General features: G+C 73.5%; 27 protein-coding genes. 16 read left to right on the forward strand and 11 right to left on the reverse strand.

Annotated elements, in window-relative coordinates; translation table 11 throughout:
- Positions 1–29 precede the first annotated feature (29 nt).
- The 4 genes from ACYVP9_RS01795 to ACYVP9_RS01810 all read left to right on the forward strand — a co-directional run bounded on the left by ACYVP9_RS01795 (position 30) and on the right by ACYVP9_RS01810 (position 6,437).
- Positions 30–2,033, forward strand: a complete 2,004-nt coding sequence (locus ACYVP9_RS01795) for an SDR family oxidoreductase (protein ID WP_460604268.1) — start codon at positions 30–32, stop codon at positions 2,031–2,033.
- Positions 2,034–2,111: 78 nt separating this feature from the next.
- Positions 2,112–4,328, forward strand: coding sequence for a MinD/ParA family ATP-binding protein (locus ACYVP9_RS01800; protein WP_460602970.1), 2,217 nt, complete (start codon positions 2,112–2,114; stop codon positions 4,326–4,328).
- Positions 4,329–4,362: 34 nt separating this feature from the next.
- Complete coding sequence (gene sppA / locus ACYVP9_RS01805; RefSeq protein ID WP_460602971.1) at positions 4,363–6,018, forward strand: SppA family protein; 1,656 nt, start codon at positions 4,363–4,365, stop codon at positions 6,016–6,018.
- Positions 6,015–6,437 (forward strand): DUF5313 family protein, encoded by a 423-nt coding sequence (locus ACYVP9_RS01810; RefSeq protein WP_460602972.1) that lies wholly within the window; start codon positions 6,015–6,017, stop codon positions 6,435–6,437. Before sppA ends, ACYVP9_RS01810 begins: the two co-directional genes overlap by 4 nt.
- Before the next feature lie 3 nt (positions 6,438–6,440).
- On the opposite strand, the gene ACYVP9_RS01815 is transcribed toward ACYVP9_RS01810, so the two are convergent.
- Positions 6,441–7,376 (reverse strand): hypothetical protein, encoded by a 936-nt coding sequence (locus ACYVP9_RS01815; protein WP_460602973.1) that lies wholly within the window; start codon positions 7,374–7,376, stop codon positions 6,441–6,443.
- 35 nt (positions 7,377–7,411) lie between these two features.
- Positions 7,412–8,011 carry an RNA polymerase sigma factor gene (locus tag ACYVP9_RS01820; RefSeq protein ID WP_460602974.1) on the reverse strand — a complete coding sequence of 200 codons (600 nt, stop codon included), beginning with the start codon at positions 8,009–8,011 and terminating at the stop codon, positions 7,412–7,414.
- Positions 8,012–8,280: 269 nt separating this feature from the next.
- Between ACYVP9_RS01820 and ACYVP9_RS01825 the strand changes: the two genes are divergently transcribed.
- Genes ACYVP9_RS01825 through ACYVP9_RS01835 form a run of 3 tightly spaced genes read left to right on the forward strand, consistent with a single transcriptional unit; the run spans position 8,281 to position 9,469 of the window.
- Positions 8,281–9,009 (forward strand): protein kinase family protein, encoded by a 729-nt coding sequence (locus ACYVP9_RS01825; protein WP_460602975.1) that lies wholly within the window; start codon positions 8,281–8,283, stop codon positions 9,007–9,009.
- Positions 9,006–9,251, forward strand: coding sequence for a hypothetical protein (locus ACYVP9_RS01830; RefSeq protein ID WP_460602976.1), 246 nt, complete (start codon positions 9,006–9,008; stop codon positions 9,249–9,251). Before ACYVP9_RS01825 ends, ACYVP9_RS01830 begins: the two co-directional genes overlap by 4 nt.
- On the forward strand, positions 9,248–9,469 hold the full coding sequence (locus ACYVP9_RS01835; RefSeq protein WP_460602977.1) for a DUF6458 family protein: 222 nt from the start codon (positions 9,248–9,250) through the stop codon (positions 9,467–9,469). Before ACYVP9_RS01830 ends, ACYVP9_RS01835 begins: the two co-directional genes overlap by 4 nt.
- Here ACYVP9_RS01835 and ACYVP9_RS01840 read toward each other — a convergent pair.
- Entirely contained in the window at positions 9,463–9,774 is a 312-nt protein-coding gene (locus ACYVP9_RS01840) for an STAS domain-containing protein (protein WP_460602978.1), read from the reverse strand. The genes ACYVP9_RS01835 and ACYVP9_RS01840 overlap by 7 nt on opposite strands.
- A 134-nt stretch (positions 9,775–9,908) precedes the next feature.
- Here ACYVP9_RS01840 and ACYVP9_RS01845 point away from each other — a divergent pair, with 134 nt between their 5' ends.
- Complete coding sequence (locus tag ACYVP9_RS01845) at positions 9,909–10,823, forward strand: alpha/beta hydrolase (protein ID WP_460602979.1); 915 nt, start codon at positions 9,909–9,911, stop codon at positions 10,821–10,823.
- A gap of 14 nt (positions 10,824–10,837) precedes the next feature.
- Here ACYVP9_RS01845 and ACYVP9_RS01850 read toward each other — a convergent pair whose 3' ends face one another.
- The 5 genes from ACYVP9_RS01850 to ACYVP9_RS01870 are packed head-to-tail and all read right to left on the reverse strand — an operon-like array spanning position 10,838 to position 15,420.
- A complete protein-coding gene (locus tag ACYVP9_RS01850; protein ID WP_460602980.1) occupies positions 10,838–10,993 on the reverse strand; it encodes a hypothetical protein in 156 nt (51 codons plus the stop codon).
- Entirely contained in the window at positions 10,990–12,483 is a 1,494-nt protein-coding gene (locus ACYVP9_RS01855) for a glycosyltransferase family 2 protein (protein ID WP_460602981.1), read from the reverse strand. The genes ACYVP9_RS01850 and ACYVP9_RS01855 overlap by 4 nt, the downstream gene beginning before the upstream one ends.
- Complete coding sequence (locus ACYVP9_RS01860; RefSeq protein ID WP_460602982.1) at positions 12,480–13,199, reverse strand: PHP domain-containing protein; 720 nt, start codon at positions 13,197–13,199, stop codon at positions 12,480–12,482. Before ACYVP9_RS01860 ends, ACYVP9_RS01855 begins: the two co-directional genes overlap by 4 nt.
- Positions 13,196–14,197 (reverse strand): ATP-grasp domain-containing protein, encoded by a 1,002-nt coding sequence (locus ACYVP9_RS01865; protein WP_460602983.1) that lies wholly within the window; start codon positions 14,195–14,197, stop codon positions 13,196–13,198. Before ACYVP9_RS01865 ends, ACYVP9_RS01860 begins: the two co-directional genes overlap by 4 nt.
- Positions 14,194–15,420, reverse strand: coding sequence for a PIG-L deacetylase family protein (locus ACYVP9_RS01870; protein WP_460602984.1), 1,227 nt, complete (start codon positions 15,418–15,420; stop codon positions 14,194–14,196). The genes ACYVP9_RS01865 and ACYVP9_RS01870 overlap by 4 nt, the downstream gene beginning before the upstream one ends.
- A gap of 127 nt (positions 15,421–15,547) precedes the next feature.
- On the opposite strand from ACYVP9_RS01870, the gene ACYVP9_RS01875 reads away from it, so the two are divergent.
- The 3 genes from ACYVP9_RS01875 (at position 15,548) to ACYVP9_RS01885 (ending at position 18,629) form a co-directional block, all read left to right on the forward strand.
- The gene (locus ACYVP9_RS01875; protein ID WP_460604269.1) at positions 15,548–16,030 is read left to right on the forward strand and encodes a GAF domain-containing protein; all 483 of its coding nucleotides are present in this window, start codon (positions 15,548–15,550) and stop codon (positions 16,028–16,030) included.
- Between the two features lie 121 nt (positions 16,031–16,151).
- Positions 16,152–17,933: a hypothetical protein gene (locus ACYVP9_RS01880; protein ID WP_460602985.1), complete on the forward strand. Its 1,782-nt coding sequence runs from the start codon at positions 16,152–16,154 to the stop codon at positions 17,931–17,933.
- Positions 17,934–17,957: 24 nt separating this feature from the next.
- Complete coding sequence (locus ACYVP9_RS01885) at positions 17,958–18,629, forward strand: biliverdin-producing heme oxygenase (RefSeq protein WP_460602986.1); 672 nt, start codon at positions 17,958–17,960, stop codon at positions 18,627–18,629.
- A 1-nt stretch (position 18,630) separates the two neighbouring features.
- Here the strand turns inward: ACYVP9_RS01885 and ACYVP9_RS01890 are convergent, their stop codons facing one another.
- The 3 genes from ACYVP9_RS01890 to ACYVP9_RS01900 form a co-directional block, all read right to left on the reverse strand.
- Entirely contained in the window at positions 18,631–20,094 is a 1,464-nt protein-coding gene (locus ACYVP9_RS01890; protein ID WP_460602987.1) for an aromatic amino acid ammonia-lyase, read from the reverse strand.
- Between the two features lie 76 nt (positions 20,095–20,170).
- A complete protein-coding gene (locus ACYVP9_RS01895; protein WP_460602988.1) occupies positions 20,171–20,551 on the reverse strand; it encodes a hypothetical protein in 381 nt (126 codons plus the stop codon).
- Between the two features lie 75 nt (positions 20,552–20,626).
- Entirely contained in the window at positions 20,627–21,478 is an 852-nt protein-coding gene (locus tag ACYVP9_RS01900; RefSeq protein WP_460602989.1) for a hypothetical protein, read from the reverse strand.
- Between the two features lie 273 nt (positions 21,479–21,751).
- On the opposite strand from ACYVP9_RS01900, the gene ACYVP9_RS01905 reads away from it, so the two are divergent.
- The 5 genes from ACYVP9_RS01905 to ACYVP9_RS01925 all read left to right on the forward strand — a co-directional run bounded on the left by ACYVP9_RS01905 (position 21,752) and on the right by ACYVP9_RS01925 (position 25,793).
- A complete protein-coding gene (locus tag ACYVP9_RS01905; RefSeq protein ID WP_460602990.1) occupies positions 21,752–21,907 on the forward strand; it encodes a hypothetical protein in 156 nt (51 codons plus the stop codon).
- 141 nt (positions 21,908–22,048) lie between these two features.
- Positions 22,049–22,729 carry a hypothetical protein gene (locus tag ACYVP9_RS01910; protein WP_460602991.1) on the forward strand — a complete coding sequence of 227 codons (681 nt, stop codon included), beginning with the start codon at positions 22,049–22,051 and terminating at the stop codon, positions 22,727–22,729.
- 157 nt (positions 22,730–22,886) lie between these two features.
- On the forward strand, positions 22,887–23,249 hold the full coding sequence (locus tag ACYVP9_RS01915) for a hypothetical protein (RefSeq protein ID WP_460602992.1): 363 nt from the start codon (positions 22,887–22,889) through the stop codon (positions 23,247–23,249).
- 104 nt (positions 23,250–23,353) lie between these two features.
- On the forward strand, positions 23,354–24,328 hold the full coding sequence (locus tag ACYVP9_RS01920) for a LysR family transcriptional regulator (RefSeq protein ID WP_460602993.1): 975 nt from the start codon (positions 23,354–23,356) through the stop codon (positions 24,326–24,328).
- Positions 24,329–24,473: 145 nt separating this feature from the next.
- The gene (locus tag ACYVP9_RS01925) at positions 24,474–25,793 is read left to right on the forward strand and encodes a L,D-transpeptidase (RefSeq protein WP_460602994.1); all 1,320 of its coding nucleotides are present in this window, start codon (positions 24,474–24,476) and stop codon (positions 25,791–25,793) included.
- Position 25,794: the final 1 nt, after the last annotated feature.

The following is a 25,794-nucleotide window of genomic DNA, read 5'->3' on the forward strand; positions in this document are numbered from 1 at the left end:
AACGGCGGCCGGTGGACGAGGATGCCGCCATGGCCTACTTCGTCACCGGTGCCACCGGCTTCATCGGACGCTTCCTGGTCGCCGAGCTCCTGGATCACCGCGAGGGGCCGATCCACTGCCTCGTGCGGGCCGGGTCGCTGCAGAAGTTGGACGATCTCAAGGAGCGGCTCGGCGACGACGAGGACCGCATCGTGCCGGTCGTCGGCGACGTCACGCACGAGCGGCTCGGGGTACCGGCCGACGAGCTCGAGCGGCTGGCCGGGCAGGTCGAGCACGTCTTCCACCTGGCCGCCGTCTACGACATCACCGCGGACGCCGACAGCCAGCGCCAGAGCAACGTCGAGGGCACGCGGCACGCCCTGCAGTTCGCCGAGGCCGTGGGCGCGCAGCACTTCCACATGACCAGCTCGATCGCCGTCGCGGGCCTCTACCGCGGTGTGTTCACCGAGGACATGTTCGACGAGGCCCAGGACGTCGACCACAACCCGTACTACGCGAGCAAGCACGAGGCCGAGCGGCTCGTGCGCCGGGAGAAGACGGTGCCGTGGCGCATCTACCGTCCGGGTGTCGTCGTCGGCCACTCCGAGACCGGCGAGATCGACAAGGTCGACGGTCCGTACTTCTTCTTCAGGACGATCCAGCGGTTGCGGGGCGTGTACCCGTCGTGGATGCGGGGCATCGGCATCGAGGGCGGCGAGATCAACATCGTGCCCGTCGACTACGTGGTCAAGGCCATGGACCACCTGGCGCACCTGCCCGACCTCGACGGTAGGACTTTCCACCTCACCGACCCGGAACCGCTGACCGTCGGTGGTCTGCTCAAGGCGTTGACCAAGGCGGCCAAGGCCCCGCAGCCGGGGGTCAACCTCGACGCCCGCGCGCTCGACATGCTGCCCGCGCGGCTGACGTCCGGGCTCACGCGGTTGCCGGGTGCCCGGCAGCTCACCGACCTGCTGCTGGCCGAGCTCGGCATCCCGCGCGAGTCGTTCCAGTACCTCACGTACCCGACGCACTTCGACTCGACGTACACCCGTGACCTGCTCGCAGGCTCCGACATCGCGTGCCCGCCCTTCTCGCTCTACGCGGCCAACCTCTGGGAGTACTGGGAGCGCACCTACAGCCCCGACCGCCGCAAGGACAAGCAGCTCGCCCGCGCCATCAAGGGCAAGACGGTCATGATCACCGGCGCCTCGTCCGGCATCGGCCGGGCCACCGCGCTGCGTGTGGGCGCGGCCGGCGGCAAGGTGCTGCTCGTCGCCCGCGGCGCCGAGAAGCTCGAGCAGACCAAGCTCGAGATCGAGGACATGGGCGGCGAGGCGTTCGTGCATCGCTGTGACCTGGCCGACCTCAGCGACATCGAGCGCATGGCCAAGGAGGTGCTGCAGGAGCACGGCCGCGTCGACATCCTCGTCAACAACGCCGGACGCTCGATCCGTCGCTCGATCGCGCTGAGCTACGACCGCATGCACGACTTCGAGCGGACGATGCAGCTGAACTACTTCGGACCGGTGCGGCTCATCCTGTCGCTGCTGCCGATCATGCGGCAGACCTCGCCGGACGGGCGCAAGGGCGGCCACATCATCAACATCAGCTCGATCGGCGTGCAGGCCAACATCCCGCGCTTCTCGGCCTACGTGGCCTCGAAGGCGGCGCTGGACGCGTTCAGCCGCTGCATCGCGTCCGAGGTGATCGACGACGGCGTGCACCTCACGACCATCCACATGCCGCTGGTGCGCACCCCGATGATCGCGCCCACCAAGATGTACGACCGGTTCCCGACGATGACGCCGCCCGAGGCCGCGGACATGATCTGCAAGGCGATGATCCGCAAGCCGAAGAAGGTCGGCACCACGCTCGGCAACGCCGGTGAGCTCGCCTACCAGGTCGCGCCCCGGGGCGTCGACGTCGTGCTCAACGCCGGCTACAAGCTGTTCCCCGACTCCCACGCCGCCCGCGGCGACAGGAAGAAGGACGAGCAGCCGTCGACCGAGAGCGTCGCGTTCGCGCACATCCTGCGTGGGGTGCACTGGTAGGGCAAGATCGGCTGTGGCCGCCGTGCCGGAGGCCCACGATCCCGCTGCCCCTGCCGCAGACCGTCAGGAGACCTGTTCTTGAGCACCGACCCGAACCCGGACGATCACCTGATCTTCGGCCGCGACGACGGCGACGCCGGCCCGGACGGGTCCGCGCCGGGTGGCCGCACGCCGGACCCGCAGCGGGCGTCCGACGACACCGGCGACGACGATCGCTCGCAACCGCCGGTCTACGACACCCTGCCGCCCGACGCACTGGCGGGGGAGGGGCGCGAGGACGCTGCCGACGAGGGCGGTGTCGACGACAGTGCCGTGGCCCCGCCCGGGTACGCGGATGCCCGCGACCCGGCCTCGCCCGTCCGCGACGAGCAGCCGCCGTCCGCCCCCCCGGGGTACGCCGAGCCGCACCGCCCCGAGGGCGGGTACGAGACGGGTCACGTGAGCTCCGACGAGGGCTGGGCGTCCACCGGGTACGGCACGCCCGGACCGGTGGCGCACGACTACGGCGGACAGGCCCACGGCACGACCGAGTACGGCACGCCCGGCGGCACCGTCGACTACGGCACGCCGCAGCAGTCGACTCCGCCGTACACCCAGCAGCCGCAGTACATCGAGCAGCCGCAGTACACCGAGCAGCCGCAGTACACCGAGCAGCAGTACTCCGGCCCCCAGCACGTCGCCTCGCAGCAGTACGGCGCCTCGCAGGACGTGGGTTACGGGGGCTCGCAGTACGGGGGCTCGCACTTCGGCTCGCAGCAACACGACCCCGCGCAGCGGTCGAACGACCAGTACCCGACCGAGCAGTACTCGACCGAGCAGTATCCGAACGAGCAGTACTCGACCGGGCAGTACCCGAACGAGCAGTACTCGACCGAGCAGTACTCGACCGCGACCACACCGTCGTACCCGAACCCGCCGTACCCGCAGGCCGGGTACGGCGGCACCGGCACGCCCGACCGGGCCCACGACCACCAGCAGTGGGGGCAGCCGTCCGCGCACGGCGGCGAGTCCGCGCCGTGGTCGCCGCCGGTGGGCGAGCAACCGGCCACCGGCACGCCGTCGTCGGTGCCCACGACCTCGACCGGCTACCCGCAGGCGCCGACGTTCACCGAACCCACCGACACCGGCCCGGGGTACGCCGAGGCGGCGCCTGCGCCGGCGGAGTACAGCGGCAGCCACCAGCACCGGGACCGTCCGGAGGCCCCGGACGCACCGGCGGACGACACCGTCCGCCGTGCCGAGGTGCCGGCACAGGCCGGCCCGCCGCCGGTGTCGGCGTACGGGGCGCACCAACCGGCAGCACCGCCCGCGGCACCGGTCGCCCCGCGCCCCGAGGACCTCCTCGTCCCCACCAAGGCCGACGTCAGCACCGAGCCGGCGTCGTGGGGGTGGCGGGGCCGCATGCACCGCATGTCCGGCGGCGTCATCAAGCCCAAGGCGGCGCCCGAGGAACTCGCGGCGCGCAACGCGATCATGCGCATCCAGCGGGCGTTCTCCCGTCCGATGACCGTCGTCGTGGTGCAGCCGAAGGGCGGCGCCGGCAAGACGCCGACGACGGTGTGCCTCGCGGCCGCGTTCGGCGCCAACCGCGGCGGCTACGTGGTGGGCTGGGACGACAACGAGACGCGCGGCACCCTGTCGGTGCGCGTGCGCAACCCCGACAACCACCGCGCGACCGTGTGGGACCTGCTCGGCAAGCTCGACGACTTCGAGCGCGCCGAGGCCCGGGTGGGCGACCTCGCCTACTTCGTGCGGTCGCAGCCCGACGCCCACTTCGACGCCCTCGTCAGCGACGACGACCCCGGCAACATGGCGCAGATCGGCGACCGGGAGTTCCAGCGGCTGCACACGGTGCTGCAGCGGTTCTACCGGTTGATCGTCGTCGACACCGGCAACAACGTGCGCTCGCCCAACTGGCAGGCGGCCGTGTCCGCCGCCGACCTGGTGGTCGTGGTGTCGACCTACCAGCGCGACGTCGGGTTCAGCGCGTCCTGGGTGCTCGACCACCTGGCGCAGACCGGACGCGAGGACATGGCACGCAACGCGGTCACCGTGCTCACCGCCGCCGACCCGACCTCGGACAAGCAGGTGCGCGACGAGCTGCGCCAGCACTTCTCGGCGCGCACGCGGGCGGTCGTCGAGATCCCCTACGACCCCGAGCTCGCGCACGGCGGCCCGATCGGATGGACGCAGCTGCAGCCGGCCACCCGGAACGCCTGGATCGAAGCGGGCGCGACGGTCGCCGACGCGCTCGGCGACATCGACGACCGCGAGCACCAGCGCCGTCGCGGCTGATCGTCGGGTGGCGGTGCCGCAGTAGCGTGGGGTGATGCCTTCGCTGCCCGGCCGCCGCCCGTCCGTCCTGCTCGAACTGGACCTCACGAGCGCGCCGGTCGAGGTCGAACCGGACGATCTCGTGGGCAAGCTGCGCAGCCGCAACCGGCCGCGGCTGCGGGCGGTGCTGCGCACCCTGCACGAGGCCGGGGACGACGCCGCGGTGCGCGGTCTCGTCGTCAAGATCGGCGGCGGGGTGCTGCCGTGGGCGATCGCGCAGGAGCTGCGCGACGGCCTCGCGGCCTTCGCGCGCTCCGGCAAGCCGGCGGTCGCGTGGGCCGAGACGCTCGGCGAGGGCGGTGGCGGCACGGCCGACTACGTGCTCGCCACCGGTCTGCCCGAGATCTGGCTCGGCCCGACCGGCGAGCTCGGGCTGACCGGCGTCGCGTCCGAGACGACGTTCGTGCGGGGTGCGCTCGACAAGCTGGGCATCGAGCCGCAGCTCGACCGGCGCCACGAGTACAAGAACGCGGCCGACCGCGTGATGCGCACCGAGTTCACGCCCGAGCACCGGGAGGCCATGGACCGGCTCGCCGGGTCGGCCTGGGAGTACGCGCTCGCGACGATCGCCGCCGCCCGCGGGCTCGACACCGCCGCGGTCGAGGCCGCCGCCGACCGGGCGCCGCTGGCCGCCGTCGACGCCCGCGAGGCCGGGCTCGTCGACCGTCTCGGGTACCGCGACGAGGTCTACGCGGACATGCGCACCCGCGCGGGCGACGGGGCGCAGCTGCTGTTCGCCGACCAGTGGACGCCGAAGCGCGGGGCTGCCGCGTTCGTGAAGCGGCAGAAGCACGTCGTCGCCCTCGTCGAGGGTCACGGCGACATCGTCAGCGGTCGCAGCCGGCAGACCCCCCGCGGTCCCGTCATCGGCAGCGACTCGGTGTCGGCCGCCCTGCGTGCGGCCCGCGAGGCCGACCACGTGAAGGCCGTCGTGTTCCGTGTCGACTCGCCCGGTGGCTCCGCGGTGGCGTCCGACGTCATCTGGCGCGAGGTCGGCCTGACCCGCGAGGCGGGCAAGCCGGTCGTCGTGTCCATGGGGACGCTCGCCGGGTCGGGCGGCTACTACATCGCCTGCCCCGCCGACGTCGTGGTGGCGCAGCCGTCGACCATCACGGGCTCGATCGGCGTGGTCGCCGGCAAGGTCGTCATCAGCGAGCTGCTCGAGCGGGTCGGCCTCGGCACCGGGTCCGTCGAGCGGGGCGCGGCCGCCCGCATGTTCTCCCCCCGGCGGGGATTCACCGACGACGAGCGCGTCCGGCTCGGCGCCATGCTCGACCGCGTCTACGCCGACTTCGTCCAGAAGGTCGCCGACGGCCGCTCGATGACCTACGACGCGGTGCACGCCGTCGCGAAGGGACGCGTCTGGTCGGGCACGGATGCCGTCGCGCACGGCCTCGTCGACGAACTGGGCGGGCTGCGCGACGCCGTGCGCATCGCGCGCGAACGCGCCGGGCTCGCGGCCGACGCACCGCTGCGCCCCGCCCTGCACGTGCCACCGCTCGCGCGGCTCGGGCGTCCGCGCTCGAGCGACGACCCGCGTGCCGTGACGTCCGCGCTCGTCTCGCCCTGGGGCGACCTGGCCGGTCTCGCCCACACCCTCGGCCTGCCCGGCGGCGGCCCGCTGCGCATGCCGGCGGTGCGGCTGCGGTGAACACACCGCCGCACCCGCGGCCGGGCCTGCTGCACCTGCTCGGCTACGCCTTCTACGTCCCGTTGCCCGACCGGTACCGCGAGTGGGTGCTGTTCGACGCCACCTGTTCGACCTGGGTGCTGCGCCAGGTCGCGCGCACGCTGCTGATGGCCGCCGTGCCGGTCGCCGCCATCGCGCTCTTCCTGCCGGCCGACGGCGGTGTGCGCGCGCTGACCGCCTTCGTCGCCGGCGCCTGCGCGGTCATGTTCGTGACGCTCTACGTCAACGAGGCCACCGAGTACCGGCTGGTGCGCGCCGGTTATCCCTGGGGCACCGGTGAGCGGACGCGGATCGAGCGGGCCGAGGCGGACGAGTTCCGGGCGCGGCTCGACCGGTGGGACCGTCGCGAGCGCCGGGCCTCGAGGCGTCGCCGCCGCTGATCGTTACCGCATGGCGCGTGGCTGCGTCACCGACGGCGCGGGCCTGCCGGCTCCGGACGCCGTCGTCGACGACTCTGGTGACCTGGGGGACGTCGAAGGCCTGGGGGATTTCGAGGCCTTCGGGGATTTCGCGTGCTTGGGGGACTTCGACTGCTTGGGGGACTTCGACTGCTTGGGGGACTTCGACTGCTTGGGGGACTTCGACTGCTTGGGGGACTTCGACTGCTTCGGTCGCGCCGCGGGCGGCGACGGCTTGACGGGCTTCGGGGGCTTGGCCGCCTCCGGCGGCGCATCGGTCGCGGACGAGCCCGGCCCGCCGGCGTCGGGTCCGGACGGCGACACCGACCCGGTCGGGTCGTCCGCCTGCGTGGGGTGCGAGGGGTGCGTCGGGTGCGTCGGGTGCGTCGGGTGCGAGGGGTGCCCCGGGCCCGTCGATGCGCCCCGGCCGGAGGTCGCCCCGGGACCGCCCGGTGCGCGCCGGCGGTCCGAACGCCCGTCCGACGACCGGCTCGTGCGGCCGGGGCCGGACGAGGCGTCCGTCGGCGCCGTCGACCCGCTCGCGGTGGCGGGCACGACCGTGGAGGGACGGGCCGGCGTGTCGTCCTGCGGGACGACGGTGACGGCGATGCCGACCGCGGCCGCGGCGGCGACGCCGGCGCCGGTCACGAGACCGACGCCGGACGTCGCCAGGGCGGCGGCGGTCGACCAGCGACGCCGCCACCCTGACGTCCGCACGGCTGCCGGGGGGTCAGCCGTCGCGGACGTGATCGTGGACGCGCCCGCGAACGCGGCGAGGGCGGCGTCGAGCCCGGTCAACTCATCGGGCGACCCCGGGCCGCCGGCGGCGTCGAGGACGGCGCCGACGGGGGTGCCCGCCCCCGCGTCCAGCGGGCTCTCGCGCGGGCCGTGGCGTCCGCGAGGTCCGGATGAGTGACTCATGACGTCAGAGGAGCGCCGCACGCGCCGATCGCGTTTCACGTCTGCGCCCGCAGGGTGCGGCCGAGCCGTTTCAGGCCACGGTGCGCCGACACGCGGACGGCGGTCGCGCTCTTGCCCAGCACCTCGCCCGCGGTCGCGGAGTCGAGTCCGACGACCGCGCGCAGCAGCACGGCCTCGGCCTGGTCACGGGGCAGTTGCGCGATGAGCTCGAGGGCCCGCTCGGTCGAGATGCGCTCGAGCGCGAGCTCGGCGGCATCCGCCCCTGCCACCGGTCCGGGCTGTTCCATGCGCAGCAGGTCCTCCAGGGGAGTGGCGTCGGCCGGACGGCGGGAGCGGTAGCGCGCGAGGTCGAGCGCGCGGTTGCGGACGATCTTCGCGGCCCACCCCCGGAACGCGTCCAGGTCGCCGGCGAAGCCGCGCACGTCGCGCGCGATCTGCAGCCAGGCCTCGGAGGTCACGTCCTCGGCGTCGGCGCCGATGAGGACGGTCGCGTAGCGGCGCAGCCGGGGTTGCACGTCGCGGTAGAGCTCGGCGAAGGCCGCCTGGTCGCCGGCGCGCACCCGGTCGAGCAGGCCGGGACCGTCGGCGGCGTCCGCGACGTCGTGCGGACCGTCCGCGTCGTCGGCGGAGGTCACCGCGACTGGGTCCGTACTCACGCGGGGGGTTTCTCCTCGGGCATCCGGCGGCGCGTCGGACTGTAGCGGTCGCAGCGGGTGTTCCGCGTGCCTGCCGCGCGTCCGCGGGCCGCCGTCCTGGGCCCGCATCTCGTCAGCGCCAGGGCCCTTCCGTGCGTTACACCCGCAGGTCGGCAACAACCGGCCGCGGGTGCATGTGAGACGTGGAGCCGGGACACAACCCCCACCGAACACGGCATCCACGCAGGGCGCCGGGTGGGGAGAAACGCATGACCGCCATGCCCGAAGCCGGGCCGCGAGAACCCGTCGTCCTCGACGGCCGGTACCGCCTGCAGGACCCTCTGGAGGGCACGCACGTCGGCACCTGGCGCGCGTGCGACGAACGACTCGGTCGCACGGTGGCCGTCCGCCTGGTCGGACGGCACGCAGCGCGCCGTCCGCTGCCGTCGTCCGACGCCCATCCCGCGCTGCTCGCCGTGTACGACGGCGGCGTCGAGGCCGACGGCACCCGCTTCCTCGTCACGGAGTTCGTCGAGGGCCCGACCGCGGCCGACGTCCTCGCGCAGGGGCCGCTCCCCGGCGCCGCCGTCGCCCGCATCGGATGCCCGCTGGCGGCGGCACTGGCCGCCCTGCACGCCCGCGGCACCACGCACGGCGACGTCGCGGCCGCCAACGTCGTGCTGCCCGAGCACGGTGACCGGGTCTGCGTCCTCGGGCCCGCCGGCGGCAATGCCACCCCCGCGGACGACGTCCACGCGCTGGGTGTCCTGCTGCGCGACCTGCTCGGTGGCGACCCGCCGTCGCCCGGGTGGGCGGGCCTGCTCCACGCCATGACGGCCGACGAGCCCACCGACCGTCCGGACGCGGTGGACGTCGCGGCCCGCCTCGCCGGCGGTGTTCCCACCGCCCCGCGGCGCCGGTCGGTCGTACGGTGGGCGGTCGCGTTCGCCGGCCTCGGTGCGGCCCGCCGGGCCGCCGAGCGGACGGCTGCCGCGTGATCGGCGCGTCGGCCCATGTGACCCTGCGCGAGACCGCCGACGGGTGGGAGCTCACCGTGCACGGCGGTCACGACGTCATCGACGCGTTGCGCGTCGCCGGTCTCGAGGGCGACGTCGCCCTCACGGTCTCGGTCGAACCCAACCTGGTGCCCGGCGAACCCTTCGCCGTCACCACCCTGCACCTGCGCGAGGACGTCCCGTCCGCGCCGGACGACACCACCACGAGAGGACACCGGTCATGAGGCTCGGAGCTGCGCTGTTCCTGATCGCCGTCGGCGCGATCCTGAAGTTCGCCGTCACCGACAAGGTGAGCGGCGTCGACCTCGGCGTCGTCGGGATCATCCTGATGATCGTCGGCGTCGTGGGGCTGATCGCCGAACTCGCGTACTCGGCCTCGCGGCGCCGGACGCGGGTCGTGCACGAGCAGCGGGTCGTCGACCCGGAGCTGCGCCGCTACTGAGCCGAGCTGTCGGGGGTCTGCTCGGCGAGCACGAACGCGTCGAGCAGACCGGTCAGGTCGAGCAGTTTGCGCACGTCCGCGCCCACGTCGACGAGGGTGACCCCGCGGTCGGCGTGGTTGCGGACACGCAGCAGCAGGCTGAGGCCGAGCGAGTCCATGAAGCGCACGTCGCCCATGTGCACGACGACGGGTCGCGACGCGCCGTACTCGGCGAGGTCCTCGTCCGAGACGGTGTCGACCACCGCGTAGTCGATGTCGCCGGCCATGGTGACGACGACCCGCTCGTCGTCCACGTCGAAGGTCACCCTGCCGCGTTCACCCGTCACTGGCGCATGGTTCCCGGTACGCGACGCGGTGTCACAGAGAGTTGAGCCGGGGGAGCGATCGCCCCGGCCTTCGCGCCCGGATCGCGACGGGCGCGGGGCGGGAACGATCAGGTATGCCGCTCCATCCCGACGCCCGCTCCTTCCTCGACATGACGGCGGAGGCGCCCCCGCTCGACACGCAGACGGCGGCGCAGAACCGCGCCGACCTGGCGAACGCGATGCCGTTGACGGGGGAGCCGACCCCTGTCGGCGATGTCACCGACACGGTCCTGCCCGGACGCGACGGTCACGAGATCGCCGCCCGCGTCTACCGGCCGCACGCGGCGGGTCCGCTGCCCGCCGTCGTGTACTTCCACGGTGGCGGATGGGTGCTCGGCAGTCCCGACCTGGCCGACACGACGACGCGTGACCTCGCCGTGCACTCCGGCGCGGTGGTCGTGAGCGTCGACTACCGACTGGCGCCGGAGCACCCGTTCCCGGCGGCCGCCGACGACGCCGAGGACGCGACCCGCGCCGTGCTCGGCGGCCTGCTCGAGGACGTCGACACGACGCGGGTCGCCGTCGCGGGCGACAGCGCCGGGGGCAACCTCGCGGCGGTGGTCGCGCAGGCGCTGCGTGGCCGTCTCGTGCATCAGGCGCTGATCTACCCGGTGACGCAGGCGCGGGTCGACGCGACGCCGAGTTACCGCGAGTACGCGGACGGGCACTTCCTCACCGCACGCGACATGGCGTACTTCATCGACCAGTACGCCCACGGCGTCGACCCGGACGATGCGCGGCTCGCGCCGGCGACGGCGCCCGACCTCACCGGCCTGCCGTCCGCGACGGTCGTCACCGCGGAGTGCGACCCGTTGCGCGACGAGGGTGAGGCCTACGCCGCCGCGCTGGCGGCCGCCGGTGTGACCGTCACGCTGCGCCGCTTCCTCGGGCAGGTGCACCCGTTCGTCTACATGGGCGGCGTCATCGCCGACGCCGCCGAGGCCCGGCGGTTCCTCGGGGGACAGTTGCGGACGGCCTTCGCCGGCTGACGGGCCGAGCCCGATCAGACGAGGAAGTACTCGCGCACGGCGACGACCGCGAGCACGACGAGCAGCGCGATCACGCCCCGCCACAGCATGAGGCGTTCGTTGCGCCGGTCGGCGACCAGCTCGTCCAGTGCGTCGGGACGCGCGGCGTGACGCGGGTGGTGCTGGGTCATACGGCGGCTCCGACCTTGCCGGTCTTGACGGTCTTGTCCCAGGTGCTGGCGGCGCCGCGCGCCTCGGCGACGTACGCGGCGAAGGTGACCGCGCACAGCAGCGGCCCGTACCCGACCACGAGCACGGCGACGTCGAGCACGCGGATGGACACGCCGGCCTTCGCCAGCCGGTAGACGGCGTAGGCCGCGAGCATGCAGGCCGCGCACCACACGTAGACGATCAGCTGCAGCACCGAGCGGACGTGATCGGTCCACCCGATGCCCACGGCGGTGAACACCCGCTCGCCGAGTGCACCCATCGGACGCGGTGCGATCACCGACAGCACGATGAGCAGGTTGACCAGCCCCGGGAACGTGATGGCCTGTCGCCAGGCGCGGCGGGCCGTCGGCGGGTCGGTGAGCAGCGTGAACGCCGTCGTGAACACGAACCCGAGTGCGTTCACGATCCACAGTGCGCGGAACGCGTCGCGGCCGACGTCGGGGTCCGTGAACCACAGCGTGACGAGCGCGGCCGACGACACGATCATGAGCACCGGCAGCAGCAGGGTCGCCCACCACATGAGACCGAACCACGGCCGTCCGAGCCGGTGCACCGTGGACGGACGGAAGAAGACCGACCGGAAGCGTTTCGCGACCTGCACGTTGCCGCGCGCCCACCGCAGCCGTTGCTTCCAGAGCCCCACGACGTCGGCGGGTTCCTCGGCGAGGCATCGGGCGTTGCCCTCGAACACGACGCGATGGCCCGACAGCTGCGTCAGGAACGTGGTGACGGTGTCCTCGGCGAGCGTGGTGGTGTCGATGGCGCCACCGAGCCGCTCGAGGTTCGCGCGGGTGTGCAACTGCGCCCCGCCCGCGAGACAGGCCTGGGCGCCGACGACGTTCTGCGCGCGGCGCGCGACGGCCTGCGCGGCGACGTACTCGTACCCGATGTAGCGGTTGAGGCCGTTCGGGTCGGGACTCGCCTCGGTGATGAAGGCGGTGACGGCGCCGACGCGGTCGTCCCCGAGGTGACGGGTCATGCGGCGCACCGCCGTCGCCTCGAACACGACGTCCGCGTCGGTGATCAGCACGGCCTGCGCCCAGTCGTCGGCGAGGATCTCGCGCAGCCCGTGGTTCAGCGTGTGCGCCTTGCCCTGACCGCCGTTCTCACGGCGCAGGTGCACGACGCGCGAGCCCCAGTGCGCGATCTTGTCCGCCATGACCTCGACGGTCTCGTCGGTCGAGGCGTCGTCGACCACGACGACGCGCAGCCGGTCGGACGGGTAGTCGAGCGCCATCATGCGGTCGACGCTGAAGCGCAGCACCGCGGCCTCGTTCCACGCCGGGACGAGCACCGCGACGCGCGGCAGCTCCTGCACGTCGACCTCGCCGTCGCCGAGATGGGAGCGCGAACCGTGCAGCGCCGCGAACAGCACCTGGATCACGGCGAGGGCGTTCGGCACCGCGCCGAGCAGGACGACCGCGACGAGGACGATCAGGGGCACGCTCATGCCGGCACCGCGCACACCTCACGGACGTGCGCCCACCGGCCGACGTCCTCGCGGCGGTGCGCGTCGCTGCCCGCGACCAGCGCCACGCCGGCGCTCCGCAGCGCGTCGACGACGCGGCGTCCGGGCGTGCACCACTTCTCGTTGATCTCGACGGCGGCGTCCGCGTCGCGGCAGGCGAGGGCGAGCGCGTCCACGTGCTCGGACGTCACCTGGTCCTCGGACAGGCCCATCTTCGGCAGGAGGCTGAACGGGTGCACCACGATCGCCGGGAACGGCGAGCGGGCGACGGCGCGGCACGTGGCCGTGACGAGGTCGTCGAGCACGCCGGCGGCGGTCCAGGCGCCGGACGCGAGCCGCTCGCGAACGCCGCTCGGCGTCACCGGACCGTCCGCGGCCGGGAACTGGTGGTCGGCGACCAGCACGTAGTCGAGGTCGGGCAACCGCCCGGGAACGTCGAGAGCGCCGGACGTGTCGAGGATCTTCGCCTCGACCCCGCACAGGATGGTCAACCCCGGACGCGACATCGCGCGCATTCGCGCAAAATAGTCGTCGAGCCAATCGCTGGACGTGCGCACGTGGTCGGACAGGCCCCAGGTGTGCAGCCCGGCCGCGACGGCGGCGTCCGCCATCTGCTCGGGCGAGTCCGCGCCGTCGGTGAGGTGCGAGTGCGTGTGCAGGTCGACACCCTCGTCGGGCGTCGCCGCGCCGAACGTCATACCGGCACCGCGGACCGGATCGTCCCGTACTCCTCGACGGGCACGACGACGTCGTCCCAGTGGCGGACGACGGCCACCTCGCGGAAGCCGAGCCGGTCGGGCAGTTCGTGGCCGAAGGCGGCGCGAACCGCCAGCAGCGGCATGTCGACGCCGGCGGCCTGCGTCAGCGCCATCGTGCCGGGGAAACGCGCGTTGACCTCGAGCAGCGCGGGCCTCCCGTCCGCGTCGAGCTTGGCCTGCACGTTGACGACCGTCTGCGCGCCGATGATCTCGGCGACGTCGCGGCCGAACTGTTCGAGCGCCGGGTCGGCGACCGTGCGTCCGGCGACGGCGATGCCGGAGTCGACCTTGTCGCGGCGACGCGGCACCGCCGCGACGACGCCGCCCCCGGGACGGGCGAGCACGTCGATCGAGTACTCGTCGCCGGGCAGCAGCTCCTGCGCCATGATGCCGCCGGCCAGGTCGTCGGAGGTGAGGTCGGCGGCGCGTTCGACTACGCGGAAGCCGCGCCCGCCCGCGCCCGCGCGGGGCTTGACGATGAACGGTTCGCCGACGGCGGCGGCGACGTCCGCCGTGGCGGTCGAGGGTTCGAGAGCCACGGTGCGCGGCACCCGGACGCGCGCGGCGCAGCGCTCGACGAGCGTCAGCTTGTCGAGGCACGTGCGCAGGGTCGAGGGCGACTCGACGAGCAACCGGATGCCGTGCGCGGCGAACCGGTCGGCGGCCTCCGAGACGCGCAGCAGCTCGGAGTCGACGGTGGGCACGACGAGATCGGCGCCGTGGTCGCGGGCCGCCGCCAGCAGCGCGTCGACGAAGTCGGGGGCGTCGCCGCGGGGCAGCAGCACGCGGTGCTCCGGCGCAGCGAGGTACAGGCCGACCGCGACCGGGTCGATGTCGGCGGCAACGGCGGTCGCGTGTCCGGCGAGGCTGCGCAGCACGGTGACGGCGGCGGCGCCGCCGGCGCCGGTGACGAGGACCGTGCCCAGCTGCTCGGTCACGACGGGTCTCCCGCGAGGACGTCGACCGCGGGTGCGGTGCGCCGGTCGTCCATCGTGACCACCTTCGGGTCGGTGTCCAGCAGGACGGAGTCGGGGGTCGTCACCGAGTGCCGCAGCTCGCCGACGGAGCGCACGACCTCGAACGGCTCGGCGTAGCGGGCGTTCGCGGCGAGGTGCCGCGCCCAGTAGCGGGCCCCGGCGGCGACGAGCTCGGGTTCGAGGTAGCTGCGCGCGCTCTGCGACGTGAACATCTGCAGCACCTCGACCTTGCGGCGGACGGTGTCGTCGACGTTGACGAACTGGGTGGGCAGGAACTCGTCCGTCGCGGACGGCGACTGGTAGGCGAAGACGCGGCGGACACCGCGCGTGGCGCTGCGCGTGGCCGTGTGCACTGCGCGGTGGTCCTGGTGGTTGTCATGGGACGAGTGCACGTAGACCACGGACGGGTCGATCTCGGCGACCACGCGCTCGATGAGCCGGATCGTCTCGACGCCGCCGTCGATGCGGGTGTCCGGCAGGTCCCCGAAGATGAGCTGCGCACCGATCGCGTCGGCGGTGCTCGCGGCCTCGGCCAGGCGCTGCTCCTGGTCGCCGCCGACGGCGCCGCGGCTGAGTGTGAGGATGGAGATGCGGTCGCCGCGCCGGCGGTGGTCCAGCAGGGTCGCGCCGCAGCCGATCTCGACGTCGTCCGGGTGTGCACCTATGGCCAGCACCCGCTCGCGGGACAGGCCGGCGAGGGTCATGGCCGCGCGCATCGCCATGGCCAGGGCACCGGGCTGCTCCACGTCGACCACGTCGGTGACGCCGGCGCGGATCGCGCGGACGAGGACCTCCGGTGCGGGCACCCCGTCGGCGTGCACCAATTTGAGTCGGGCGCCGGGTGAGGCGGCGTGCCAGCGCCGCACCTGGGACACGCTGTCGTCGCCGGCGAACACGTCGGCGCCGAGCACGAGGAAGGTGAAGGGGCCGACGTGGGCGATCGTCCGCTCGACGCCCTCGACCGAGGTCGCCACCGGCACGAAGCCCAGGTGGGCCAGGGTGTCCAGGGTCGCGGGGTGCACCGCCTCGCCGACCACCACCGCGATGCGGGCCGGCCAGTCGCGCATGACCGTGAGCTCGCGTCCGAACCGGTCCCCGCTCCCCGCGCCGACTGGCATCGCGGCCTCGCGTGCCGAGCGGACGGCGGTCAATGGCACCACCGTCGCCGGAACCTGCTGCGTCATTCCCAACTCCCCGAGAGCGGAACGTCCGGGTCGTTTCGCGACCCGGCCTTGTGACCGACCGTAGGCCTCTGTAAGTTTCGTGTAAAGCTGCACTCGTTGTGACGCGAAAGGAGGGACTTTGGACCTCATGCTGTCCGCCCGCGCCGAACGCGCCCGGGACATCGCGCGCGCCGTGCTGCGGCAACCGTCCGCCGCCGGGCTGGACGAGGTGGTCGCCGCCGCCCGTCGCGAACTCGGCACCGCCGGCGCGCTGCTCTCGGGCATCGCCGACTGCCAGCTGACCCTGAGCGCCGCGGGCGCCGCCGCGCAGTACACCCGCGCCGGGGACGAACACGATCTCGAGGACGCCGTCTGCACCAACGTGGTCCGCCAGGAAGCCACCGTCGCGATCGAGGACGCCCGCCGCGACCCGCGGGTCTCGAGCCTCCCGGGGGTGCAGCAGGGCATGGTCGTGTCCTACCTGGGCTCACCCGTGCGCCTCGGCGGGCAGGTCGTCGCGGTGCTCTGCGTGCACGACACCGTCGCCCGCGCCTGGACGGCGGACGACATCGACGTACTCGAACGGCACGCCGCCGGGGCCGCGACCGAACTGGAACGCATGACGGCGTGAGCCGTCGCCGGCCCGGTGGGACGGGACGGCGGGTGACGAACACGAACGACGGCGGACGGGAGCGTCCGCGACACGAGGCGGGGGTCTCGAATGGGAACGGAGTCCCCCGATGCGGTTGCGAGTGGCAGGCAGGTCCGCGCGCGCGGTGCTGATCACCGCGGCGTTGGTCGCTGCGATCGGCGCCACGGGCCTGGTCGTGCCCGAGGGTGACGACGGCGGCCGCGGCATCGCCCGGGCCGACGCCGCCGCCGTGCCCACCGCCGTCCGTACCGCCCGGGACACCGGCACCCCGCTCGACCGCGCCTGGGCGTGGATCGCCTCGCGGACCGGATCGCCGACCGACGTCACCGGCCGCTCGACCATCGCCGCCGCGCGGGCCTATCCCACCTCGTGGACGGGCCCGGTCTCGGGCAGCTTCGACGTCCGCGACCCCGCCCCGCCCACGACCGACACGGCGTCGCTGACGGTGACGTCGCCCGCGACGGTCACGCCCGGGTACCGGGGCGTCGTCGAGGGACGTGTCCTCGCACCGGCCGCCGACGGGCGCTGGATCGTGCAGGTCTACCGGATCACGGCGGACGGCCCGCAGCAGGTGCCGTTGCAGGCGCTCGCCGCGCCGGACGGCAGCTTCACGCTCGACCTCGCCGAGGCGGGCACCGTGCCCGAGGGACGCTGGTCGCTCGGCCTGCTCGACGCGACGGACGCGTACGCGCCGTACGGCACCCCGTGGCCGTCCGGCGTCTACCGCGACTGGGTGGTGCGCGCGACGGTCGTCACCGACACCGCCTACGTCGTCGGTGAGCAGCCCGCCCGCACCGACGGCACGTTCACGTTCGCCACCAGCCGTCCGGGCGTGAAGGTCTTCCAGCTCGTCGACACCCGGACGGACGCCGTCCTCGCCGAGGCCGCACCGGATCTGGGGCTCGTCCGCAGCCACGCCGGCTCGGCCGGGGTCTACGCCTACGACCAGGCGCTCGCCGTGATCGCGGGACTCGCGCTCGATCGTGACGTGCGGCCGCTGGTGTCCGGTCTGCAGCGGCTGCAGTCGGCCGACGGCGGGTTCGTCGAATCGGCGGACGTGCGCAACCCCGACGCCGCCGCACCCGTGAAGCGCTCGGGCATCTCCGCCGTCGCGGTCTACGCGCTGCTGCGCGCGCTGCAGGACGGTCGCGGCGACCCCGGCACCCGCCGCGCCGCCACGACCGGCCTCGCATGGCTGCTCGATCGGCGTCGCGCCGACGGGCTCGTCGACGCCGGCACCGGAGCCCGCCGCCCGGACGGCAGCGTCGACGCGGACGCCGAGCCGGGCTGGGCGTCGACCGAGCACAACCTCGACGCGTGGCAGGCGCTGCGGTTGGCGGCGAGGGTGCTCGACGACCCCGCCTACGCCCGCGCGGCCGACGCGCTGTCGACCGCGATCCTGGCGCGGTTGTGGGACGCGGCGGACGGCCGTTTCCTGCAGGGCATCGCGCCGGACGGGTCACCCGACGTCGCCGACCCGCTGGACGTCAACTCGTGGGGCGCCCTGTTCCTGCACGCGGTCGGACGCGACGACCTCGCCCGCCGCGCGCTCGCCCGGACCGAGCGCTTCGCGTCCGCCGTGGGCGAGCGTCGCGGATACCGGTCCTACTACCCGCAGTCGGCCTTCCCGTCGGCCCCGGAGAACGTGTGGGCCGAGGGCGGGGCGGGCGTCGCCGTCGCCGCGGCGCGGCTGGACGACGGCACCGGCACGGCCGCCGCCGACGTGCTCGCCGACCTGACCCGGGCCCAGCAGTCCGACGGTGGCGTCCCCTGCGCGGCCCGCTCGGACGACGGCACCGGCATGACGTCGCGGCCCTGCGTGGCGGCCGGCGCGTGGTTCGTCATCGCCGCGTCCGACGACCCCATCTGGGACGGCGCCTGAGCCGGTCTCACCTAGACTGCGCCGGTGACCGCGACGGCCGAGATCGACAGCGGCGTGCCGGTGTCGCTGTCCGCGGCCATGCGCGCCGGCTCGGCGGCCGAGCACCGGGCGGCGGAGGACTCGCCGTTCGTCACCGAACTGCTCGCCGGACGGCTGCGCCCGGCCGCCTACGCCGACCTGCTGCTGCGGCTGCGTCGGGTGTACGCCGCCCTCGAGGCGGCGGTGAGCGCAACCGCGGCCGACCCCTTCGTCGCCGCCGTCCACGACCCGGTGCTCGATCGCGTCGCCGCGATCGACGCCGACCTCGCCCACTGGGCACCGGGCAGCGACCCCGCCGTGGTCGTCTCACCGGCGACCGACGCGTACTGCGCCCGCCTCGACGCGGCGAGGTCCTGGGGCGGGCTGCTCGTCGCGCACCACTACACCCGCTACCTCGGTGACCTGTCCGGCGGCCAGGCCATCGCACGGGCGCTCGTCCGCACCTACGGTCCGGACGCGAGCGCGGGTGTCTCGTTCTTCGACTTCGCCATCGCGAAGCCCAAGCTCTGGAAGGACGCCTACCGCGCTCGTCTCGACGCGCTCGCGCCGGCGGACGAGGACGCCGAGCGGCTCGTCGAGGAGGTGCGCACCGCGTTCCGCCTCAACCGGGCCGTGTTCGCCGAGCTCGGCGCCGCCCTGCCCGGCTACCGGGTCTGACCTACTCGAGGTCGTTCTCCCAGCTGGAGTCCGGCAGGTCGATCGGCGCGAACGGTGCGAGACCGGGCAGCAGGGTGCGCGCGATGTCGAGGTCGTCGGTGAGGTCGCGGTCGGACGTGTCGTCGGGCAACGCCGCGCACCCGTCCAGGACCTCGTCCAGCACGCCACCGGGGGAGGGGGCGCGTAGCCGGTTGGCGCGCACCGCGGCCAGCAGCTCCGACGCGACCAGCGTCTCGTAGCTCTCGGCGCTGGCGAGCAGTTGCCGGGCCGACAGCGACGCGAAGCTGGCGGTGTCCTCGGCGCCGCGCGACACGCTCGTCGTCTGCAGCCCGGCCGGGGTGGCGCTCGCGCGCAGGTCTCCGAGCGCCGCTGCCGCGACGTACTCGACGAGCATCACGCCCGACGCCCCCGGCGTGCCGTCACCCAGGAACGGAGTGAGCCCGGTATGCGCAGGTTCGCTCAAATAGGTGAGCCGGTGCAGTGCGAGCTGCGCCGACTGCACGGCGGCGTTGCGGACGGTGTCGCCGGCGAGCGCGAGGTACGAGGCGTGGAAGCCGCCGTGGTGCGCGATGTCGCCCTCGGGCAGGATCACCGGGTTCTCGGCGGCGGCGTTGGCGTACGCGTCCACGGTGTCGCGCAGCGCCGCGAGCGAGTCGAGCAGCACGCCGTGGCTCTGCGGCAGCGCCCGCAACCCGTACGGGTCCTGGATGCGCAGCGCCCGGCTGGCGTGCGATCCGACGAGCGCGCGGACGGCGCGGCACGTGGCCCGGGCCCCGAGCATCGGGGTCGCCCGCTCGACGGCGCGGGAGAACGCCTCGAGGTTGCCGTCGAGGGCCCGGAAGCTCAGCGCGGCCACGACCAGACCGGCCCGGGCGGCGAGGGTCAGGCGCGACATCGCCAGGCCGGCGTCGCCCAGCGCCGCCGCGTTGCTCGACAGGAACGGCAGGGCGTCGTCCGGCCCGAACAGCAGCGGTTCGTCGCGCCACGTGCGGGCGTGTTCCTGCACGGCCAGTGCGGTGGCGGCCAGCGCCGACAGGTCGGCGGTGCCCACGCCGGTGTGCTCGCGGATCACCGGCAGCACGTCGTCGCTGATCAGCCGGGCAAGGCCCTCGACGACGGCCGGCGAGACACCGGACCCGGCGGCGCACAGCTGGTTGAGCCGGGTCAGCAGCATGGCGCGCACCCGGTCGGCGCTGCGCGGTGGCCCGGCGGCGGTCGCGTGGCTGGCGAGCAGCGCCTGGGCCGCCTCGACGCTGGGCTCGAGGACGACCTCGCGGTTCGCGCCGACGCCCGTGCTGCGCCCGTAGATCGGCCGCTCGCCGCGCAACCGCACGGCCCACTCGTGCGAGCGCGCCACCCGCTCCAGGGCGGCTTCGTCGAGCTGGACGCGCACCGGCGCGCCGACGAGCACGGCCAGCTCGGCGGTCGAGAAGTGCTGCCCGTCGAGGTGCAGGGTGGGCGTCACGCGGGCAGTGTCGTCCGGTCCGGCCTCCGGACGCACCCGAGCCCGGACGTTGTCTCGGATCCGGGACGGCGGTGCGTCAGGTCGCCTCGCGCGGGACGGACAGCCGCGGGACCCCGCCGAGGCCCAGGTTGTAGTGCACGAAGGGGGCGTACTCGGCCAGCTTCTGCCACAGCGCCTCGTGGGCGGCCCAGGGCAGCGGTTCGTCGCCGTTGCGCCAGGTGTCGCCGAACGTGACCCACACGATCGTCCACTGCTCGGCGTCGGCCCAGCGGCCGTTCTTGCTGTCGAGCAGGGAGCGCCGCAGCTGGAAGGCCAGTCGCTGCGGGTCGGGGAAGGTGGGCACCGTGTGGACCAGCCACACGCGGAAGTCCTGCCGCATGAGATCGAGCTCGAAGTCGGGCAGCACGTCGGGGTCGACGAGAACGGTGGCCACGTTCTCGTGTCCCCTCGGTCTCATCCGTCCGATTATGGCGACGACCCCCGACAGCGGCCAGAAGGCCGCCGCCGGGGGTCGTGGGACGACGGTGGGTTCTCAGCTGCCGTTGATCGCCTTGGCGATGCCGGCCTCGAGGATCTTGGACGGGTCGAGGTCGCCGGTCTGCGCGCCGCTGAGCCGGACGAACGCCATCTGCACGACCAGGGAACCGGTGCTCACGACGATGAGCTCGGCCCGGACCTCACCGGTGCGCAGGTCCCAGTTGTCGGCGGTGTCGAGGTTCGCGGTGAGCACGTCACGGATGTCGGTGGGGCCGACCAGGTACAGCTTCTGGCCCTTGACCACGGCCGTGTCGCAGCCGTAGCCGGAGTGGATGTGGTCGACCGCGCGCTGCGCGTCGCCGGGACTGGCGAACCGCACGACCCGCTCGGTGATCGCCGCGTCACCCTTCGGCGACCGGAAGTCGATCTGGCCGTGGTCCTGCGGCGGCACGGCCGTCAGCACGCCCGGCTGGTCGAGGGTGCACGGCAGCGGGTCGTCGTTCGTGTCGCTGTCGGTCTGCGTGTAGCCGAAGCCGATGTCGTCGGTGGTGAGCAGCGACTGCGCCGCCGCCCCACCCGATCCGCTGTCGGACGACGAGTCCGACGACGGGAGGTCGGACGGCTCGGTGCTCGACGGGTCCGCCGGTGCCTCGGTGCTCGGTGCCTCGGTGCCGGGCGGCGGGGTGTCCTGCGTGCTCTGCGGCGTCCCCGTGTCGGTCGGCGCGGTGGACGACTGCACGACCGGGCTCATCGACTGGCGGGCCGTGGGCACGCCGAAACCGGAGCCGCTGTCGGATCCGCACGCGGTCAGCGCGAGCGCGCCGGCCGCGGCGAGCGCCACGGTGACGCGGGCGGCGTAGGAGCGGGTGGACTTCGGGGCGGACTTCTCGATCGCGGTGGCGGTCATGACGGTTCCTTCGGGAGAGCTCGGCTTCGGTTGCCCAGAACGCTAGGAATCCGAACCGCCGCGGGCAGGGGTGCTGCCACCAACCCGTCCCGGCGCCAGCATGCGCAAACGGGTGCGTGCCGAACCGCCGTCCGGCGGGCCGCGGCGGGCGGTGACCCGTCCAGGGCGTGCCGGGCCCGCGCCCGGCCGTTATGCGGTGCGGCGGCACCGGGACACCCGGAGCGATCCCGGCCGCCAACCGCGGCGGCCGGGCCTGCGCCGAAGGAGACGTGCGTGATCGTTCTCGGCATCATCCTGTTGATCATCGGGTTCGTCGCGAAGATCGCGATCCTCTGGACGATCGGCATCGTCCTGGTCGTGGTCGGCGCGATCCTCTGGATCCTCGGGACCACCGGACGCAAGGTCGGTGGTCGCGCGCACTGGTACTAGGCCGCCGGCGTCACGCCGGGCGCACCGCGTCGTAGCGGGTGCGCCCGGCCGGTGACGGCCGGTCGAGAGTGGTGCTAGCACCCCGCGACGGTGGTGGTCGTGCCATCGTCGCGGGGTCGCGCCGGCGACAGAGTCGTCGGCATGACTCAGCCGACCGTCCAGTCCCCGTCCGCCCCGATCGCCGACCAGTACGGCCCGACCCAGCAGTACGGCCAGTACGACCAGCAGTACGACCGCTACGAACAGCAGTACGCCGCCGCCCCGGGTTACCCGCAGCCGCAGCCGCGGGCGCACCGCGGGTTCGGCATCAGCGCGGGAGTCGCCGTGATCGGCGCCGCCGGCGTCGCCGCCGCGTTCACCGTGCTGCAGTGGTTCCGCAACGACTACAAGAGCCTGGGCGGCGGTGCCTCCGACGCCACGTTCGGCGACGTGCACGACGCGCTGGACAAGATCTCGTCGCAGGCGGACGGCTCGCCGTTCGCGAACCTCATCGACACCGGCATGGCTCCGGCCTACTTCAGCTGGCTCGGCTGGGCGCTGCTCACCGCCGCCGTGGTCGCCACCGCGATCGCCGTCTCGCCCCTCGGCACCGACATCGCGCGCGGCGTCGGCGCCCTCGTCGGCCTGGCCGGCGTCGTCCTCACCGCGCTCAACCTGCAGCTGTTCACGGTCAGCGACGAACTGGCGAAGCTCAGCAAGGACACCCCCACCGGATACCTCGACTGGGTGAAGCACTCGAGCTTCGGCGCGTGGGCGGCCGTCGGCGGCTTCCTCGTGCTCGGCGTCGCCGCCGCCGTCGGGCCGCGCCGCGTCCGCAGCTGAACCCGTCCGATCACCCGCTCGCCATCGATCCACTCCCACCCGACCCGGGCGCGGGCCGCGAACGTCGCGGCCCGCGCCCGTCGTCGTCACCGGACGGGAGGGCGGATGAGTACCCGTGCTCAGGCGTGCCGGGACCGTGCCGGGGGAGATTCACAGCATGTCCGACACGTTGACGACCCACCCCTCCCGTACGCGTACCGCACTCCGCGTCTGCGTCGTCCTCGCCGGCATCGTGCAGCTGCTGCTCGGCGTCGTCGCCCTCGTCGTGTGGCTGCTCTCGTTGCTGCGGGTCACCGGCTGCGATCTGGCCGGCAGCGCGTGCGCCGACGCCTCGGACGCCTGGACCTCCGCCGGCGCGGCCGTCGCCGCGGTGATCGCCACCGGCATCGGGGTGCTGGTCGCCGGCACGAGCACGCGACGTCCGTGGGCGTGGCTCGTCGCGGGGGCGCTGGCCGCCGTCGCGACGGTGGCACTCGTCGTCCTGGGGTCGTCGTTCGTCGACGCGGTCGGTGGGCGATGACCGAGCGCCCCAGCTTTGTCTACTATGTCGATGGACTTGACTTCGGACTCGGGCGGCGGCTCCGGCGGCGCGGGCGGGGTCGGTCGTCGCGACGGAGAGGTGTCATGCGGATCGAGCAGCTGCGCTACCTGGACGCGATCGTGTCCTGCGGCTCGATGCGCCGCGCCGGCGAGCGACTGCACCTGTCGCAGCCGGCGCTGAGCGAGGCCATCGGCAACCTCGAACGCGAGCTCGGCGTGACCCTGCTCGAACGTCGCCGCTCCGGGGCGAGGATCAGCCCGGCCGGACAGGAGCTGCTGCCCCACCTCGACGAGGTGCTCGCCGCCGTCGAGCGGTTGCGCGCCGCGGCGGGCGACTGCGATCTCGACCGGCGGACGGTGCGCATCGCCACGGAGCAGGCCGCCGCCGTCCCGATCGTGGCCCCGGCCGTCCGCGACGTGCGCGAGCAGCACCCCGACGTCCGGGTCGAGGTCAGTGCCGCGGGTCAGGACACGATCCGGGAGTCGGTGTTGGACGGGTCGGCCGACCTGGGGCTCGTCGGGCTGCTCGCCGGCGAGTGCGCGGCCGAGGGCAGCGACGTGCACCACCGCGAGCTGCTGCGCGGTGGGGTGGTGGTGTGCTGCCGCGCCGACAGCCCACTCGCCGCCCGCAGCGGCGTCACGATCGCCGACCTCGCCGCGCAGCCCTTCGTCGCGATGCGCCCGGGCACCGCGCTGCACCGGGTGGCCCGGCGCCTGTTCGGCGACCGCGGTCCGGAGGTGTCGTACTCGGCCGACGGTGCCGAGACGGGCAGAGCCATGGTCGCGGCCGGTCTCGGCGCCACCCTGCTGCCCGAGTACAGCGTGCTCGGCGACCCGCCCGGGCACGAGGGGGTCCTGACCTGGCGCCCCCTCGTGACCACCGCCGACGGCCGGCCCGGCGGCGGGCCGGAGGGGGACCCGGGCCCCGAGATCGCGCTCGTCGTCCAGAGCCGGCCGTCCCGCCACCGCTCCCACGCCGTCCTGGCGTTCGAACGCGCGCTCGAGCAGCGGGCGGCGGAACTCGCCCGTCCGCCCCAGCAGAAACTGAGACCAGCCTGAGAGAACCTCGGAGCCCGCCAGGTATCCGATAACGCGATGGTCACGGTTGGCCCGACCCGGGCAACGTCGCCGGGGACTGGAACGTCGGATGTCAGTGAGGCATGCGACGGTGGTCGGGCACGACGACGACGGGCGGAGGCGAAGGGTGCGCAAGCAGCAGATCGGCGGCACGGTGAAGCGCGAGCGGGCACGACGCCACCTCGCGGTGACCGCCGTGCTCGGCGTCGTCGCGGTCGCGCTCGCCGCATGCACCTCCTCGGGCGGTCCGTCCGACACGAAGGCCGACCGCAGCGAGGTCGCGGGCTCGCAGTCGGCGGCACCGACCAGCACGGAGCCGTCGTCCGAGGCATCGGCTCCGGCCGCCGTCATCACCGCCACACCGGCGAGTGCCGCCACCGCGATCAGCCCGACCGACAAGGTCTCCGTCGCGATCGCGAACGGCACCCTCACCTCGGTCTCGCTGGTCAACCCGTTCGGCAAGTCCGTCCGCGGCGAGATGTCGGACGACCGCACCAGCTGGCGCCTGGCCGAGCCGCTCGGCTACGACCGCACCTACAAGCTCGTCGCCACCGGCCGCAACGGTGACGGCGTGGCCGTCACCAAGCGCACCACCGTCACCACGGTGACGCCCGACAACTACACGATGCCGAGCATCACCGACGTCTACGGCAACGCCGTCGGCAACAAGGCCGTCTACGGCGTCGGCATGATCTTCCGCGTCCACTTCGACGAGCCGGTCAACCGGGCCGCCGCGCAGAAGACGCTCACCGTCAAGGCCAGCACGCCCTCCGGCTCGGCGGTGTCGGGCGGCTGGTACTGGAGCGACGACCAGAACGTGTGGTGGCGCCCGAAGAGCTACTACACCGAAGGCACCAAGGTCTCGGTGAGGGCCGACGTGTACGGCAAGAAGGTCGGCGAGGGGCTCTACGGTCAGGACGACCGCGCCGTCGCCTTCACCATCGGTCAGAAGCGGGTGTCGATCGCCAACGGCCGCACCCACCAGGTGAAGGTGTTCTTCGACGACAAACTGGTGCGCACCATGCCGACATCGATGGGCAAGGGCGGCTACGAGCCGGGCAACGACTCGATCAACTACTGGACGATGCGCGGCGACTACACCGTCATCGGGCACGAGAACCCGGCGATCATGTCCTCGGCCAGCTTCGGCGTCGAGAAGGGCTCGCCGAACTACTACGACAAGATCTCGGTGCCCTGGTCGACGAAGGTCAGCACCGACGGCATCTACCTGCACGAGAAGAACGACACCGAGTGGGCGCAGGGCAGCGAGAACGTCTCCCACGGGTGCCTGAACCTCGTCACCAAGCACGCCAAGTGGTTCTTCCAGAACACCCGCGTCGGGGACGTCGTCCGCATGGTCGAGACCGGCGGCCCGCTGATCACGTTCAACCAGGGCGGCCAGTGGTCGATGCCGTGGTCCGAGTGGCAGAAGGGCAGCGCGCTCTGAC

Source organism: Jatrophihabitans fulvus (assembly GCF_054781375.1).